The following is a 16,495-nucleotide window of genomic DNA, read 5'->3' as shown; positions in this document are numbered from 1 at the left end:
GCATCGCTACCCGTTACGACAAGCTTGCGGCTAACTTCCTGTCAGCTGTCGCGCTCGCAACAGCGGTCGCCTTTTGGATGTGAATGAGTCTGAGCCCTAGGGTCGCCCCACTGCGCTACCGTGACGAGGTGGCCATAGCCGCTGGAGCCGGAGCCGCTGAAACCACCGTTCTTAAATTCCTGCGTCTCGCCTTGGCGTGCATAGTAGTAGCTTGGTGGCTGATCGTCATTTCGCGTGTCTGCGACCGTGCCTGCACCATCCTTGATGCCGCTCAACTTAAGCGATTGGGTGCCGTTGATGTCGCTGAGGCTGGTCGGCTTGCTTAGCAGGTTACTGTAGGCAAGCGTGTTGGGTGCAACGTCGGCACCATCCACACCACTGGTCCATGACCCGTTCGCAAAGCGATACAGTTTCTTGTCCGATGAGTTAAACACTACGCTTGGACCGGAATAGCCAGCCGTAGCGGGAAGACTGGTTACAGTCTGGATCGGCGAGACGTTGGGCGCAAAGTCGCTGGCCGCGACACCTCCAGCCGTTGTGAACGACGTGCGGGCTGAAAAGCCGGATGCGTTGCCCGACGTGTCGAACAGTCGCAGATCGACCTTGTATGTCGTTGCCTGAGCAAGCGGCGACAGGATCAGCGAGCCGCCGCCCTTGGCTGCGCTGACGCGAGTGGACTTAACCAGCGTGTCAGAAGCGTTGTAGAGATTGACCTCTGAGTAGTCGAGATCACTCTCGCTGCCATTGCTCCATGTCGCCTGTGCGGTGTTGTAGGTTGGCGAAATGGTGCCAAGCACTGGAACTGCGGGGGGAACAGTGTCACGAGCAGTCGTGTGGGCGACCGTGCCTGAGAAGCCGCTGCGATTTCCTGCCTTATCGAACGCCAGCACGTTAACGCTGATTGCGACGTTGCGGCCTACAGCCGTGCGGCTGTAGCTGTTGGAGGTCGTGGAATACTCGTAGAAGCTGCCGCCGCCTTCAGAGATTGCTACAACATACCCCGACAGGTCGGTTGCGTTCACTGCGGTCCAACTGATGTTGAGCGTTGTGCCTGCATCCGTGAGAACGCTGGCAACAGACAGGCCGGTCGGCGTGTTTGGAGGAGTGACGTCGGTAAAGCCGCCATTGTCTAGAGCGGTGAACTTGCTGACAAGATCGCTGACTTGGTAAGGGCCGACATTGGAGCCAACAGGCGCACCAAACGTGCCGTTCAGGCGCTCGCCAATCTGCACCCAATCGATTTCAAACGTCTCTGCGCTCGCGTTAGAAAGGTCGAAGCGGAGGCTGGTAATCGTGTTGTCCACATATGCGGAACCACCGACTGTCAGGTAATTCATGTCCCACTCGATTACCTGCCACTCGTCCTTCTTGAACTTAGGCGACGGCACCTTCTTAGTGTAGGCTTCGCTGTAGGTGATGCCGCCAGCCGTGTTAAAGTAGACTTGTCCCTGCCACGACTGAGTGTCCGCCTTGGCGCGAAGCCTCATGCGAATAACAGAAACCTGCTTGCCGGGATTGTTAAGCGGCACGAACAACAGCGGGTCAGTGCTGGTGGATGTTAGGGTCATCACGCCGTTGGCAAACGAGATCGTCGCACCGCCTGCGTAGAAGCCTTGAGCGGTGTTATCGTTGAAGGTGCAGGTCAGTGCGGCGCTGAACGTGCCTGCGGCGTTTAGGACATCATCGCGCTCTAGCGCATTGCCGTTCTCGCCGGTGAGGTTCGTGCCAAGCTGAGCACCTACGGTGGCGTTGTCTTCGGGCTTACCTGTGCCGGTGACGCCGCCCCATTTCGCAATGGTCGAAGCCACGCCAGCCATCTTGTTCAACAGGGTCTGTTTGGCGAGCCAGTAATTCTGCCAGCGGGCATTGAACACGGATCGGTCGATCGCGGTGTCCATGGTGTTATTGGTGTATGAGGGCGAAAGGCCTTCGAGGTAGCTTTGCAGCTGGGCAAAGCTGGAGTTCAGGTTTGCGCGTTCGGTGGAAACATCCACGTTTGTGGCCTGTCCCTGCAAGCCAGCCTGCTGCGCTGCCTCTGCGGAAAAGTCGGCAACGATCCGGGCCTTCTCGGCGCGATCCAGAATGCCGTCGTTCGACATGGCGTCCAGGCGGGTCTTCGCAACCTCTGCATCTGCCCTAGCAAGCTCTGCGGCCTCCTGTGCGGCTATTGCAGCGTCAGCGGATGCCTGTGCATTCTCGGTGGCCTTACTGAGCGCCGGCGATACCTCACTGGCGCTATGGACACCCCAGCAAGGCGTGTGGCCGATCTTGACCTTCCAAACGGGAGCCTGGGTAGGAAGCTGGCGATAGCTTTTGACGAGCGGAACCGTGCTGCGATCCGCGTTCAGCGTCACCGCGACGGAAGCGGCGAAGAAGTCCATGATCTGCCACGTTCCCGTGCCATCCGCGAACAAGACGCCACCGGTCTGGTAAACAGCTGAGCGGGCGACCTCACCAATGGTGATCTGATCTGTCTGGTAGAGGCACCAGCTGGTCGTGCGGGTGCTGATGTTGCCCTGCTTTGCGCTTGAGATACCTGCCAGGGTGAGCAGCGCAGAAACGGCGGTTGCAACGGTGTTGGTGGAAAGGACCGTGGCGTCGGCGGTGACGCGCTGCGAGGGTGCGCCACCGAGCCTAAACAGGCCCTGAGAAGGGCAGGTTGCCCACTCACCGGGAACGAGGGTCATCGCTACGAGGGCGTCGTAGTTCGCCGCGTTAGCCTTCCTCTTGTCAGCATCAAGGCGCTGGCCGAACTCATAGACATTGCGAATGTCGCAAGTTCCATAGCCATGGACCTGATAGACCCAGTTTGCGCTATCAATGAGAACAGGGTCGACGTTACGGCAGTCGCCAAATACCCTTGGCTTCAACTTGCCGGAAACAAGGGTGGAGGCACCTTCTGCGCCTCCCGTTCCTTGATACTCCAGGCTTAGGAGATCGCGATCCAAGAGGGCATCGGGACCAAGTAGGCCAACTGTTGCGATCACGCCGTCGCGTTCGATGGAAGAAACGCTGCCCTCGAAAGTCTGCTTGTAGGTCGAGAAGTCAGCGCCATCATCGCCAACGAAGATGCGTGCGAGGCCACCGGACCATTCGTAAGAGGACCAGACCTCGTTCTCGAATGCGCTGCTCATGCGGAACGACAGCGTTCCGTGATTGATAGAGCCTTCGCTTAAAAGACCGTCATCGGTCCAGTTACCAACTACGACGTTTCGCTTGCTGATAAGTGGAAGCCATTGATAGCCGTTCAGCTGGGTTCCTGCCTCCGAAGCGCCAGCGCGGGACATTCGGATAGTGACTGGGGTGGAACCGTTTAGAACGGTGACTTCAAAGAGGATATTCGCCATGCCAGTATTTAAGCGGACTGGCGGATTGGACTTTGCGTTAGTAGGTGGACAGTAGGTTGATCTCTACGACATTGAAGTCGCTCGCGGGGCTAGAACCCTTTGCAGTGGAGTTGACGCGACCAAATACAGCCTGAGTTTGAACGTAGGCCGAACTGTCATCGGGGATGAAAACGAAGGGCTTGCTGCGACCTACATCGCGGAGGAAGGGATACCAGTCATTGTTGTAGGTAGCGTCCTTGATCCCATCGAGAGTGACCTTCCAGCCGATGCGGACGCCGTAACGATCCACAGTCGTGTAACCCAAGCCCTCTTCAACGCTGCTCATGTCCTCGAACGTCTGCTCTGCACCGATGTTGACGCCATCGGTTTCCACACGCTTGCCGATCACCAAGCGTTTGGCCTGCACGTATCCCGCCGAATTGCCGGTGCTGGTAATGTCGATGCGGACAAAGGGGCTGGTGACAGCCGCGCCTAGCAGCTTGAACGAAAGCGCGCCGTTCGTTGGTGCGGTGCCGCTCCAGGCCGCAAACGTCTGGTCAACCGTCAGGCTTGAGGAGCCGTCCACGATCGCTGCCGTTGCGCCAGCGCGGATACGGATTGTATCGCTGGCACGCAGGTTCGATCCCACGAGCGCAACGCTATCCCATGCCGTGCCGTCCAGCTGGACCGTCACGTAAACGGTGGTGAGGTTCGAGGAACGCCAAACCATACCAGCTTCGTCCTGCCTGAGATTGGCAGCGAGTGCGGTGGCGCTTTGGTTCGCCGTGACGACTGTAAACGCCTTGGGGTTCAGGAATACAGCGGTCATCCGCGCACCTGCACGGTGGTGGTGTTCGCCTCAAGATCAGTGGTGAAACCGATCAGCTTGAGGGGCCGGTTGTCAGTCTTGAACTTGGGGAAGTTGAGGATGAACGACGGACACGCGCCTACCAACGTGTCCAGAAACATGACACCTTCCAGCACCACCTCATAGGCGCGCGGAGCCGCGTTTGCGTTCAGATATTTGGTAGCCAGTCCAGCTGCGCCCGATCCACCCAACTGAGTGTCGATCTGCACCACGCGCGCCGTGGGGTTGCGAGCGAGGATCGAGGCGTCAGACTGGATGGCGTAGCGATACGCCTGCTGAATGAACTCTGCGGTGGATGGATCGAAGTCTGCCATGCGAGTATTTAAGTCTCCTTAGAAAGCCTGAATTAGCCGACCGTTGTAGACACCCATGCTGCTTGTATAGCCGCCATAGTAGCTGCCGCCGCTGTTCTGCACTGCCTCGGCAATCTGCCTCAGGTAGTCGTTGGCAACTCCCTGCTGCGCCGTGATCGCGTTGGTCTGGTCTGCGATTGCCTGATTAGTCACACCATCCGCCGCGCTATTGAACGCCGACGTTGCGTTGGTGATCGCTCCCGTAGTTGCACCCTTGAGACTTTCAACGATTGCCTGGAAGTCTGCGGAGTTAGTGCCATAGACATCGTTGGCGTTGCCCATGATGGATTGCGCCAGTGCCGTGAACGCATCTTGGTCAACCGTCTTGCCTGCCGCCAAGTCCGCCTTGAACGTGTCTAGCTTCGCGAGATTGTTGGTCAGCTGGGTTAGGGCAGTGACGCCGCCGCCGCTACCATTGAGGTCATCTAGGATCGACTGGAAGCCCGAGACCTGCTCCTTGAGAGCAGCGGCGAGCTTCTTGCTCCTGTAGTCCTCGAACCTGGCCATGTCGGCACTCGTTGCACCCACGGATAGCATCGTCTGCTTGAGCGCATCCAAGGGGCCGGTGATCGCATCGACTGCCGCACGCAACGGGTCAGTCAGCGCCTTCAAGTCGTCCTCATAGGACTTCATCTTGAGCGCGACATCGACTGCCTTGTCCACGTTACCAGCGTAGGTCTTCAAAGCCTTGTTCATCAGGTCCGAAAGGCCGGTGATCGCTCCATCTAGGATTGCGTCCTGGATAGCTGCCGCAACGGCCGCTGCCTCGTCCTTGCCGTCGTAGATCAGGCCGCTGATCTTCTTCGTCTTTTTGGTATCGACGTTCGACGCACCAGAGGACGAAACGCGGTAGCTGTCCTTGTATTTGCCAATGGACACCATGAAGCTGCCCAGGTCGCCGCCAAGCTGCTGAGCGAGAGCCTGCAAGCCTCCCTGCACGGAACTGGACGTGCCGGTCAGCGCGTTGCGGACGCTGCCCTTGTTACCGCTGATCTGCGCGCTGGTGCCGCTGGTGATGATCGCAGAACCCTTAGGTGTCTTCTTGAACAGGCCGCCGATCAGGCTTCCCAGCGTTCCGCCAACGGCTGCGCCGATAGGGCCAAACGCTGCGCCGCCGATAGCGCCGCCAATCTGACCGCCCTGCTTGCTCGTCTTTACACCGAGGGCCTTGCCGAGACCGGCGATCTGCTCGCCAATCTGCATACCTGCGACCGCGCCACCTACAGCCTTACCAATGCCCTTGATCGCAGGGCTGTTCTCACCGAACACCTTGGAGAACTGATCGCGAATCTGTTCCTGGTTCTTCGTAAAGTCGCCTACGCTCTTTGCGACATCACCTGCGCCGGAGAAAAGGCTACCCAGCTTGCCACCGATCATGCTGCCGATGTTGCCGAGCAAGTCAGACACACGGCCCATCTTGTTGGCGAAGTCGGTTCCGATTTCCGCCATTGTCTCGCGGAAGTCCTCACCTGCGCGCTTTACGCCAGCGTTGAACGCTGCCGTGCTGATCTTGACATTGGGGTCCTTGCTATCGAGGGCCGCTTTGAGTTCGCTGAGGGTCTTGTCATAGTCGGAGCGTGCTGCCCCGCGACGATCCGAAAGACTGCCACTGGAGCGAAGTGCATCCGTTGCATAGGAGTTGCCGGAACGCGCCATGTCTTTGATCTTGGCAAGCTGCTCATCGAGCGTCTTGTTCTGCGTATTCAGCAAACCAATGCGGGCTTCGTCCGCTCGTAGCTGCGCCTCACTTGCCTTGTAGGCATCGCTTTGCAGATCGACACCCTGACGAAGTGCAGTGCTGCGGAAGTCCGACACCTTCTTTTCGAGGGTCAGCTGTTCCTCAGTTGCACCACTGCGCTTGAGGTTGAGTTGTTGTTCCAGGCTCGCAATGTCGCGGGTCTTTTGGTTGTGGTCGTCAAGGGCGTTGGTCAGGAACTTGGCAGTTCGCGCCTGCTGCATCAGGTTAGCGATGCGCTCCTTCTCGCCAGCAACGAGGTCGCGACCGAGGATTTTCTGTAGCTCTAGTTCCTTGCGGTGATCCTCAGCGGCGAGTGGCAATAGCTTAGCCGTTTCCACCTCACCCTGGAGCGTCTTCCAGAACTCGGCTTCGGCCTTGGCCTTCTTTTCGGCCTCGCTTGCGCCCTTGTCCTTCCTGTCGCCTCCCGGTGTGGGCTTGGCATCCAGGCCGGTGTCCAGCTTGGGCTTGGTCGTCGTGCGGCCGAACATGCGACCGATTGCCGCGTCCGCACCCTTCACGTCGCCGTAGGTGGCCTTCGCAATGCGACCGGCGGCGTTGAGGGCCTTGGCCGTGTTGTTGAAGCTGCCGGTGATCGTCGCGCCAATATCCTTGAGCGCCGATAGGTCGCCCGAGAGGAGGCGTCCGACGATCGAACCCAGGGAGCGGAACATGCCCATTACGTCGTTGATCGCTACGGCGAACAGCTGGGGCATGAGGCCGACAACCGCCTTCACGGCACGCAGAACGCCCATGATGCTGTTGCCCCAAGAGCGTCCGCCGCTCTCAAACGAGATCCCCATCCAGTCCAGCAACTCGCCAAACGAGGAGCGCCACATTTCCGCTACGCTGCCTGCGAACGTCCCCATTGCACCGAGGACACTGCCCACGATGGAGCCGACGACCTGGATGCCTTGGCCAAGCAGGTTGAACGTGAAGGTCAGATTATCGAGGAGGGTCGTTGCGGCGCTGGCTTGCCCCATGCCGGACCACATCTGACCGAGGCCATTGAGGACGTTACCGACACCCTGGATGATCGAGCCGACGAAATTGCCGATCGATGCCATGAAGAGGGTGATGAGGCCGATGCCGTTGGCGATCGTCTTTGCGATTTCCTTGACCGCCTGGCCAAGCGCGCCGCCACCGATCGCAGCAAGCATCTGCTGCATATTATCTTGGATGTTGGAGAACGCGCCGTTGAGCGTGTCCATCTGTTTCGCCATCGCGCCACCGAACGTAGTGTTACCGATGCCCTCCAGATACTTCGTGATTTCAGTGCTGTTTTTGGCAACCGACGTAGTGACGCCCTGGAACGTGAACTTGACCTTATCGCCTTCAGTCTTCGACTTGATGCCGAACTCCTTTAGGCGCTCGAACTCACCAGTCGAGGCGTCAGCGACAGCCTCAATCATCTGGTTCATGGACTTGCCCATCGCAGCGGCGGTGTTGCCGAAGGAGGTTAGGCGGCTCTCAGTGGCGGCGAGGCCGAGCATCCTGAGTTTGGTGAAAGCCTCAATAGACTGGCCAAGGTCGAACGGCGTGCGGGAAGCGAACCCGACGAGAGCTGCATAGGACTCCTGTGCGAGCGTGCTGGACTTCGTGACCGTCTCAAGCTGCGCCATCCACTTCTGCGTCTGTGCAGCCGCACTGATTGCAGCGGCACCAACAGCGCCAATGGCCAGGGCGACACCCGCGACGATTGCGGCCTTGCCGCCCATCGAACCCAGATTGCTGACCAGACCGCCTACGGCTGGCGTTGCACCAGCTGCGCGGTTTTTGATGTCATCGAATACTTTGGAGAGAGCGCCACCATCGTTGGCGGCTTTGCCCATGGTGCCACCCAAGCGGTCGAAGGTGCCGCGTAGGTTGTCGTTGGCGGCACCGATCGTGCGGCCCTTGTTACCAACTCGATCTAGCGCGGCGTTGACGCGGTTCGCACCTGCCTCTGCACCAGTCGCGACAATATCAATTCTAATCTGTGCAGTCGCGTCGGACATGGCGCCTCCCCGGCAAATAGTGTCCACTATTTAACCGGGTCAGTGCTGTGAGTTACTTGGACTGGCTGGCAGCTTTGGTGTTCGTCCGATTGACGAAGTGACTGTCAACGCGCCGAATGATCCAGAGGAAGGCATCTGCTTCCTCGTTGTCTAGTTGCAACTCGTTAGATGCATACCAACGTATCTTGTCGTAAGGGATGGAGGTAACACCGGCCATTGCTGGAGAGCGCATTGTGGACAAATCCCAGAAGGCTTCCCACAACAATGGTCGTTCGAGTGTCGGAGCCTTCTTCATTAGGCCCTGGGCGAATGCGACGCCTTTCTCGGCATCGGCGGTAATGTCAGCGCCGCCGCCCGTCCACCAGTCGAGAAAGGCTATTAGTTTCCCGCGTCTTCTACCTTGGTCGCTGCTGGGGTGACTGCGCGGTAATAGCGCACGTCCTTGGAACGCTCGATTAGTTCATTGGTGAACCAAGTGTTGTCGTCGTCGCAAAGATACTCGAACGCCAGTTCCTTGGTGAACGTGATAGGCTTGTCCTCTGCATCGAGAACGCCATCCCAACCGTGAACGCATACCTGGACGAACGCATAGACACCTGCGTGCTTGCCCTTGGCATGTGGGTCGTTGGAATGCTCGCGCTCGTAGCGGTCGTTCTCGACCTTGAGGAACTTGTTGTGAACGTCGAACAGTGAAGTGGTCCAAGTGCCGTAGTCGTTGCCATTCTCGTCAACGATGTTGTGGGCTACGCCCTTTGCCGCCTTGTCGGCATCAAAGCGAGCGAACTTCTTGAATTGTGGCTTGGTAGGCTTGGTCATGTGTAACCCCTTTGTTGCATTGCCCACTATTTATTGATCGGGGTTCATTCACAGGAATGGAGTAGCCTTTCGACTACTCCACCCTGCCAACCTCTTGCAAAGGGGTCTTGGTTGGAACTCTTACAGCTGGGTGATGTAGAGGTCAGTTGCCTGAGTTGCATCGTAAGCTGCCGTGACTTCGATGTTCACGAACGCGCTTTCGCTGTCGAACTCGGTCGTTGGGATCGAAGCGAAGCCAGCAGGAATGTAGACGCCGTAGCCGTTACCAGCTGCGCCAATGGTGAAGCTGAACGCCTGTGCCTGACCGGTCAGAAGCGCATCGACGGCGAAGCTCTCGCGGTATGCCTTCATGGTCAGCTTGACCGTGCGGGTGCCGTTGGTGCCGATACCGATTGGCGTGTTGGTGCCTAGCTTGCCGCGTGCAACGCGATCCTGCGTAACCTCTAGGTTCGTCTCCGTGAACTGGATTACGGTGTTGCCTGCAACCGTGACAGCCGACACTTCTACGCCTGCGAACTCGTATGCGGTGCTTGGAACTGCCGTTACAGTCAGGGTGCTGTCCGTGGTGGCTTGAGCCTGGACCGTCGAGAGCAGATCGAACGAGATGTTTGCTTCGTCGCCAGCCTTAACGCTGATGCTCATCTTGTTGACCATGCAACCCGATGCAGCTTCCAGAAGTGCGGAACCCGAAGCGCCAGCCTGGAGAAGCGACAGAACGGAGAAAGTGCTGTCGTTGAGGCCAGCCTTTAGCGTCTTGGTGCCGGTGGTGGTGAACTTGCCCGAAAGCGCGCTCTCCATGAGGGCTAGGTAAACTGGAGCAAACTGGAGGCGCATATCGAGCGTTCCAGTGCCAGTGACCATGCCACGACGCATGCCGTTGCCAGCACGGCCAGGGCGCTTGGTGTTGGAAGCGATCTCGTTCGCAGCGAAAGAAGGAAGCGACTGGTCTGCCTTAGCAGGAACTTCGTAGCGCGAAGCACCAGTAGTTGGAAGGACGCCAGCAGTGACCTCAGGAACGAGGGTGAAGGTAACGTCCGAAGGATTGATTAGAGCCATCTAAGGACCTCCGATAATAGTTGTCAAAGGCCCGCGGCCTGCAACTATTTATGAGGAGGAACTGGACTGCCCTTAGGTGTCCGACTTGCGCCTGTTGGAGTGCCATTCAATCACTGCGTTAATCAAGTGGAACTCCGTCTCGCCCTTTTTGTAAGTCGAACTCTGGCTTTTGAGATTGTCCACCAACAGCTTCTTGTCCGCACTGCGCCAGCCACGAAATAGGTCATTGAACTGGTCCCGCACGTCGTTGCCCGGTCCTGTGTAGAGACCCTTGGGGATGAAAATCTGCAAAGTGGCGGTGCCATACTGTGTGACCATGAAGTCGCGACCAATGGACTTCGTGACGGACAGGCCAGGGTTGATGACCCAGCGTGTCCACACCTGTGTATCGTCCAGGTCTTCGTCGGGCTGGTTCTCAACGAGCAGCTGGATCGCCTCGGCGTCCATGTTGTCGAAGAAGCGATCGTTCAGGGCATCAATGTCTAGCTGGAGCATGGGTTAGCCTCCCTTCACAGCGGCAGTGCAGGCGTTCTCGATCCAACCGGCTGGAGCCTGGGGAGAATGGCCGTGGGCGAGGGGGATGGCATATTCAGTTGCGTTGGTGACGGTGCCGTTCTCGTATGGCTTCTTGGGTGTCTCGACCTCCCACGCTGCACGGAACGCTCCGCTATCCACGGGGCTGGCCATGACGATATTGCGGTGCGCGTCGAGCGTGACCTTTGCGGCCACCTCAACCTGCTTGGCTTCGATCATCTTTTTGATCTTGCCTCGCTTGCCAACGAGGTCGGAGAGGTCAACGCGCATCAGGACACCTCCGCGATGAACACGATGGCTTTGCCCTGGGGCGCAACGCAGGTGACGGAGCCGATTGTCCAGGTCACGTCGCCCTGCTTTAGCTGATCGCCCTCAAGGGGTTCAGCGAGCATCGTAGCGACACTCTGGAGCGTGGAGCGTCCATCGGCACCCTTAATCGCGATTGGCCCTACAGCGGCCCTTACAGGGCGCGTGCGGGGCGTTGCTTTCGGCGCAGGGCGTCCGCTGCGCTTGGCGTCGATCGTCGGGGCGGCAGGCGCTGCGCTGATGAGCGTGGCATTTCCGCCAAACTCGTCCAGCATCTCAACCACGAGGGGGTAGAACTCGTCGTAGAGGTTCATCCAGTCACCACGCCCATGTAGAGGCTGGCCTTGGGAGCCTGGAGAAGTGAGCGGAGCGCGGCAGTCACGTAGGGGTAGGGGTCGCTGGAAGCGGCGTTGTATTCGACTTCCTTCTTGAAGCCTGCTCCTTCCTTACTCTCCTTCTTGATCGACGCCGTTGCATCGACCTGAGGAGGCTTGCTCTGGAAGATGGCGGCGAGGCGGCAAACGATGCCGTCGAACGTCCGCTGTTCGTCTTCCGTCAGGTTGGAGCGGATCGAGTATGCGCCCCTGATGTAGTCTTCTGCATCCTGGAGAAGCGCACGGGCTTGGGCGGCTGGTAGCTCGCTCCATTCCTCGTTACCGCGCACCTCGTTGTAGGTGTTGCTCTGTTCTAATGTGGCCATGTCTACCTCCCCACTATTTAAGTGAACCAGTCATGGCGAAGGCCGCACCCTTTCGACTGCGGCCCTGCCAGTTAGATTATGGGAGGAACTTGATTGCGCGGAAGCCAACATCCTTGATGTCTGCAACCTGGGTCCAGTTAGCGGCAGTTGCCAGACCGTTCAGGCCGGGCTTGGCTGCGCCAGTGTAGCTGAAGCCCTGAGGAGCAACGACCATCGAGAGACGAGTGCGGAGGATTTCACCGCCGCCGCCGTTACCGGCGTCTGCATCGCGCTTGATTTCCATTGCAGTGGTGCCGCCGATAACGCCGGTGCCGAAAGCGATTGCGCCGTCCTGTGCGATAACGATCGTGTCGTCACCGAAAGCCTCGGTCATCAGCAGGCCGTAACCGGCGAACTGAGCAAAGCCCAGGTTGGTTTCTGCGGTTGGAACGTAAGCGTTCTTGTTCAGCTTCTGTAGCTTTGCGAGGGTCTTACGCGACAGCATGATGGTCTTGCTTGCGCGTGGGTCGTCCATCGTAGCCGCTGCGTCGATGAGCTTGTCGAAGTCGAAAGCAACAGTGTTGACGCCCGAGGTCAGAGCGGCAGTCTTTGCAAGTGCGCCCTTGATCGAAGCTACCGCGAGGTTCTCGCTGACTTCCGACCAAAACAGTGGGATAGCGGAAACCAGACCGCCCTTAACGTCATACTTGGTGACGAGACGGACCAGATCGGTGTATGCCCAACCCCAGTTCAGGTCATGGCGCAGAGCCATGTAGCCAGCAGCGGTGATCTTGCCGACTGCGCCCTTCTCATCGAAGTCATCCGACGAGTAGTTGAAGGTGCTGGTGTCGACCTTGTTGATGAAGTTGAGGCCCTGGATATAGGAGCCGCCGGTCATCAGAAGGTCAACTTCTGGACCAGTGGTTGCGATGCCCGAGGAAACGAGAGCGTTGTTGGTGCGGAAAGTCTTCTGCACTACGTTGGCGAGAACGCCAGGGTTTGGAACTAGGTCCGCAATGCGGGTCTGAACAGTCATATAAAACTCCAACAGTTGGGGAGACGGACCCCAAGTGTCAGAGGGCCGTGAGCCAACTCGCTGGCTCACGACTATTTATGTTGCTGGTTGAACTTGCCTTGGCTTAGGACTTCAAGTCTGCACGTCCCCACTGATCCGCTAGAGCGTTAGCTGCTACCTTGTCGGTGAGTGTGAGATTGAAGAAGGTGTTGTATTCGTCGGCAGTCTCAGGAGCCTTGCTCAACTGGCTTGCCGTGGTGCCGTCGTTACCCGTCGCAAGGCCGCCAGTGTTATTGGCAGCGCGAACATACGAAAGGCCGTCCTTAGCAAAGAAGGACTTGGCGTAGGCATCGACTGCCTTGCCACCGATTGTTGGTTCGCCTTCGTCAGTGAACTCCACGTCGGCGCGGAGTGCCTTCGCGAGAAGTGCAACATGCTTGGCGTCTACGTTTGCGGATGCGATGGCGTGGGCGATTGCGTTGTCGGCTTTGTAGTCGCGCAGTGACTTGGTGGTGCTCTCGGCGCGATCGTTCGCGGCCTTGAGGTCGCGCTCGGCTTTTTCGGCGCGCTTCTGCATTTTTTCTAGTTCGGTGGAGTTTGCGCTGGAGGCTGCATCTGCAGCTTCTTCCTTCTCGCGCTCGGCGCGTTCGGCACGCTCGTTGGCCGTCTTTATGGCTCCAAGTAGTTCCTTGACCTTGTTCTTGAGGCCAGTCATATCTTCGGTGGTATCAGTGGTGTCGCTCATAGCGTCCTTTCGGCCCCTTGGGCTTCTTGGGTGCGGCCTTGCCGCGTTCTCAGTCTCGGCCTAGCTTCGACTGCACGGCTATTTATGAGGAGCATGGACAAGCATGAGCGGCATTGAACCAGGCAGTTTGGCAGACTGGTTTTCCGGCACTGGTGGGATCATCGCATCCATCGTCGCGGTAGCGATCGCGTTGCGGCAGGAGGGCAATTCCAAGCGGGCTGAGCGTCTAGCGGACGCTCAGCGCATCGCCGGTTCGGCGCGCGTCAAAGAAGAAGCTCTCAGGATCATCGGCGACATCGAAGCCCAAGCGGGCAGTTACGTTCAGCTAAATGCCTTCGGAGGTGGCGATGCGCCAAGTAAGATGCGCGAGCTTAAAACGGAGATTGATGGACTTCGGTCGCAGCTAACCGCACTACAAAACTATCCAAACTTAACGCCGAGTGTGATAGCAGAAATTGGTAGGGCGGTTCACGATAGCCGCGTAGATTTGGGTGATCTTCTAAGTTCATCTTCCGGCTTCGCGATGCAGATGCGGTCGTTGACGGAGAAAATGAAGAAGCGGCGAGACGCGCTTACAAATGCTCAGAACTCGCTTTTATAGCGGGCTCTCAGTTGGTCAAGCGTGAGAACGGTGCCATCGTTCTTGATGAAGTCCGCGAGGTCCAACTTACCGCTGCGGAATAGGTCAGCACGTGTTTTGCCCAACACGGTGTCCTGCATGGCATCACCCTTCATGGTCAGCCATTTTGCAAACGTGGTGTCGCCCGCGACTTGTCCGTCCATGCTTGCGCGCTTGCCCGGTGGCAGTTCGTCCTTGTCCACTCCAAGTTCGCGGAATGACTTGGTGACTGCCACGCTCAGGCTGCGGCAGTTGACGTGACCGGGAGGGATTGGACCCTCGCCAATGGGGAAGACCTGACCCGACAAGCCAGCGCATTTGATTGTCGTCCGACTGTCGAGGGTCGCGAGGTATTGCCAGCCTTTGACGAGGTGTCTGTTTTCCTTCCACGTCGTTTGCGCGGCGACGTTCGAGACGTGATTTACAGAGGTGCGAACAACCGCCTGCGCCGATCGCCGGCTGATTTGCAGAACGCCATCCTCATAGCGCGCGGCGTTGGTGCCACGGATGCGGGCGACGATCTTGTCCGTGCCTTCACCCTGGACCATTCCCAATCGGACGGCCTGGTTGATGCGGTCCATGCGACCGGCTTCCATGCCCTTTGCCCAACTGGCGAGCAGTCGGCCTTCCATGGGCGTTTCGGTAACGATCGCGCGGAGGCGCGTAGGGCTGGGGAGCGTGGTGCCGAGGTCTGCGCCAATGGACGTAACGAGGGTGTCGCGCTGGAACCCGGCTTCTGCCGCACTGAACCCGACCAGCTCGTCGGTCAGGGCCTCCTCAATGCGCTGGTAGATCGCGCTGTTGAGCGCGCCAATCTCGTCCAGCATCCGCTCCAGTCGGGCGGTTGCCTTTTTGCCGATGTCGAACCCGCGTTCCTCAATGGCGGCGAGGCGCGCACCTAGCTTCTCGAGAATTCCATCGTCGGCGCTGTTGAGGAGGCGGACAATCTGGTCCGCAACACCTGTGCCATAGCGGAGGATCAGGACCGCATGACGGATCGCGCGGTCCCTTAGGGCATCGTTGACGCTGGGCATTACAGCGCCTCGGTGGTGGGCCTATCCACGTTGTCGGTTTCGATGCGGGCCTTTTCCTCGTCGGGCGTCAGGCTGGTGTTCACGACACCGGCATCGCGGCGCTCGTAGAACCAATCCTCCCACGACCTCAAACCGGCCTGCAACTCGGCCATGGCGACCTGTCGCTCCTGTGCCGACATGCCACGGTTCTTGTAATCGGTGTTCAGGGTGAGGGTGACTTCCTGGCCTGTGAATGCTGCGCTATTGGGCGACATCCACCATGCCATGCGAGACAGGGCGCGGCTGATGCGCGCCGCATAGGTAATCGCTAGGCTGGCCGTTGTGCTGTCCTCTGCCGCCGATCGCATTGCGACGGTTGCCTCGGCCTCAGGGGCGACCTGTTCGGGTGCCAGCATACGCGCACCGACCTTGGCCATCTGCTCTTCCAAGTCCTTCTTGGACTGGCGCAGATCGGCAGCCATTTTACCTTCCGGCTCTAGGAAACCGAAGTCGCTATCTGGGTTGGGGAGAAGCAGGTAGCCACCCGGTCCCATGTGAAGTTCTGGCATGACGAGCTTTTCAACGCCGTCGATCACGCGCTTCTCAGGCTCGATGCCCTTGAGGATCGGGACGAGGCCGGAGCCGAAAACCTGCAAGGCGTTGATGCGGCCCTGCGCGACGTAATGGTTGATGTTTAGGCGCGCTACGTCCTCAAGGACGCTGGGCTGGGGGAGCGCAGCCTTGTTGTCGGAGACGATTTCAAAGGGGATCTCGTTCAGCTGGATGCCGCCCTTATCGGGGATGCGTTCAGCCGTGACGCGCCACTGACCGCCATCGTTCTTTTCGTGGACGCGCTGGCGATAAACGCCGTTGATGAGCAGCAATTCCAGAACGCGGTCCTTGCTCTCTAGCAGACGGACCCTGATGTGCTTTTGCTGATTACGGACGAGGCCGCGCTTTGCCTCCAGGATGCACTCAAGGGGGAAGACGTGCAGGAACGGGCGGAAGCCTTCTTCTAGAGCGTTCTCGGCGTTCAATTCCACACCTGCGGGCGGCGCAGGGTGATCGACCAGCAGGCCGGTGTAATTGGTCTGGAACGTGTCAAAGACGATATGCTCTGCGACACTGCGCCAGTCATCGCCCTGAGGCGTGATGACGTTCTTGACGGGATCAAGGGCGGTGCCATTGAGGACCACGTTCTTGGCAAACATGAGGCCGCGACGACCTTGCGCGGTTCGCGCAGTTGCAGGAAAGAACGGAGTGGTCAGACGGAAGCGTTCGTATTCCTCGTCGCTCTGGTTGGAGCGGAAACGGGGCAAGTAGGTTTCGCAACCCAACTTGATCTGGTGTTCACCGGCCACAACATCGCGAACGAGTTTGGCACGCTGGTGCCAAGCCTTCATTTCTGGAGTTGGTTCGTCGATATTCATGGC

The 16,495-nt window shown here is 58.6% G+C and carries 15 protein-coding genes; 1 reads left to right on the top strand and 14 read right to left on the bottom strand.

Features of this window, described 5'->3' with window-relative positions:
* Nucleotides 1-41: 41 nt before the first annotated feature.
* The 12 genes from ASF09_RS07900 to ASF09_RS07845 form a co-directional block, all read right to left on the bottom strand.
* The gene (locus tag ASF09_RS07900) at nucleotides 42-3,347 is read right to left on the bottom strand and encodes a hypothetical protein (protein WP_156359260.1); all 3,306 of its coding nucleotides are present in this window, start codon (nucleotides 3,345-3,347) and stop codon (nucleotides 42-44) included.
* A 37-nt stretch (nucleotides 3,348-3,384) separates the two neighbouring features.
* Complete coding sequence (locus ASF09_RS07895) at nucleotides 3,385-4,155, bottom strand: hypothetical protein (protein WP_060525656.1); 771 nt, start codon at nucleotides 4,153-4,155, stop codon at nucleotides 3,385-3,387.
* Complete coding sequence (locus ASF09_RS07890; RefSeq protein WP_060525655.1) at nucleotides 4,152-4,508, bottom strand: hypothetical protein; 357 nt, start codon at nucleotides 4,506-4,508, stop codon at nucleotides 4,152-4,154. Before ASF09_RS07890 ends, ASF09_RS07895 begins: the two co-directional genes overlap by 4 nt.
* Nucleotides 4,509-4,526: 18 nt before the next feature.
* Nucleotides 4,527-8,279 carry a hypothetical protein gene (locus ASF09_RS07885; protein ID WP_060525654.1) on the bottom strand — a complete coding sequence of 1,251 codons (3,753 nt, stop codon included), beginning with the start codon at nucleotides 8,277-8,279 and terminating at the stop codon, nucleotides 4,527-4,529.
* A gap of 378 nt (nucleotides 8,280-8,657) precedes the next feature.
* Nucleotides 8,658-9,095, bottom strand: coding sequence for a hypothetical protein (locus ASF09_RS07880; protein WP_060525653.1), 438 nt, complete (start codon nucleotides 9,093-9,095; stop codon nucleotides 8,658-8,660).
* 120 nt (nucleotides 9,096-9,215) lie between these two features.
* Entirely contained in the window at nucleotides 9,216-10,151 is a 936-nt protein-coding gene (locus ASF09_RS07875) for a phage tail tube protein (RefSeq protein WP_156359259.1), read from the bottom strand.
* Between the two features lie 72 nt (nucleotides 10,152-10,223).
* Complete coding sequence (locus ASF09_RS07870; RefSeq protein ID WP_060525651.1) at nucleotides 10,224-10,646, bottom strand: hypothetical protein; 423 nt, start codon at nucleotides 10,644-10,646, stop codon at nucleotides 10,224-10,226.
* Between the two features lie 3 nt (nucleotides 10,647-10,649).
* A complete protein-coding gene (locus tag ASF09_RS07865; protein WP_060525650.1) occupies nucleotides 10,650-10,955 on the bottom strand; it encodes a hypothetical protein in 306 nt (101 codons plus the stop codon).
* Nucleotides 10,955-11,305 carry a hypothetical protein gene (locus ASF09_RS07860; protein WP_060525649.1) on the bottom strand — a complete coding sequence of 117 codons (351 nt, stop codon included), beginning with the start codon at nucleotides 11,303-11,305 and terminating at the stop codon, nucleotides 10,955-10,957. Before ASF09_RS07860 ends, ASF09_RS07865 begins: the two co-directional genes overlap by 1 nt.
* Complete coding sequence (locus ASF09_RS07855; RefSeq protein WP_060525648.1) at nucleotides 11,302-11,691, bottom strand: hypothetical protein; 390 nt, start codon at nucleotides 11,689-11,691, stop codon at nucleotides 11,302-11,304. Before ASF09_RS07855 ends, ASF09_RS07860 begins: the two co-directional genes overlap by 4 nt.
* 76 nt (nucleotides 11,692-11,767) lie before the next feature.
* On the bottom strand, nucleotides 11,768-12,706 hold the full coding sequence (locus ASF09_RS07850) for a hypothetical protein (protein ID WP_156359258.1): 939 nt from the start codon (nucleotides 12,704-12,706) through the stop codon (nucleotides 11,768-11,770).
* Between the two features lie 103 nt (nucleotides 12,707-12,809).
* Nucleotides 12,810-13,430 carry a hypothetical protein gene (locus ASF09_RS07845; protein ID WP_060525646.1) on the bottom strand — a complete coding sequence of 207 codons (621 nt, stop codon included), beginning with the start codon at nucleotides 13,428-13,430 and terminating at the stop codon, nucleotides 12,810-12,812.
* 103 nt (nucleotides 13,431-13,533) lie between these two features.
* On the opposite strand from ASF09_RS07845, the gene ASF09_RS07840 reads away from it, so the two are divergent.
* Nucleotides 13,534-14,031, top strand: a complete 498-nt coding sequence (locus ASF09_RS07840) for a hypothetical protein (protein WP_060525645.1) — start codon at nucleotides 13,534-13,536, stop codon at nucleotides 14,029-14,031.
* Here ASF09_RS07840 and ASF09_RS07835 read toward each other — a convergent pair.
* Both ASF09_RS07835 and ASF09_RS07830 read right to left on the bottom strand, forming a co-directional pair.
* Nucleotides 14,013-15,083, bottom strand: coding sequence for a minor capsid protein (locus tag ASF09_RS07835; protein ID WP_060525644.1), 1,071 nt, complete (start codon nucleotides 15,081-15,083; stop codon nucleotides 14,013-14,015). The genes ASF09_RS07840 and ASF09_RS07835 overlap by 19 nt on opposite strands.
* Nucleotides 15,083-16,492 carry a DUF4055 domain-containing protein gene (locus ASF09_RS07830; protein ID WP_082444144.1) on the bottom strand — a complete coding sequence of 470 codons (1,410 nt, stop codon included), beginning with the start codon at nucleotides 16,490-16,492 and terminating at the stop codon, nucleotides 15,083-15,085. Before ASF09_RS07830 ends, ASF09_RS07835 begins: the two co-directional genes overlap by 1 nt.
* Nucleotides 16,493-16,495 lie beyond the last annotated feature (3 nt).

Source organism: Sphingomonas sp. Leaf242, assembly GCF_001422045.1.
Lineage (GTDB): Bacteria > Pseudomonadota > Alphaproteobacteria > Sphingomonadales > Sphingomonadaceae > Sphingomonas.
This window is presented reverse-complemented; position numbering and strand designations above follow the sequence as displayed.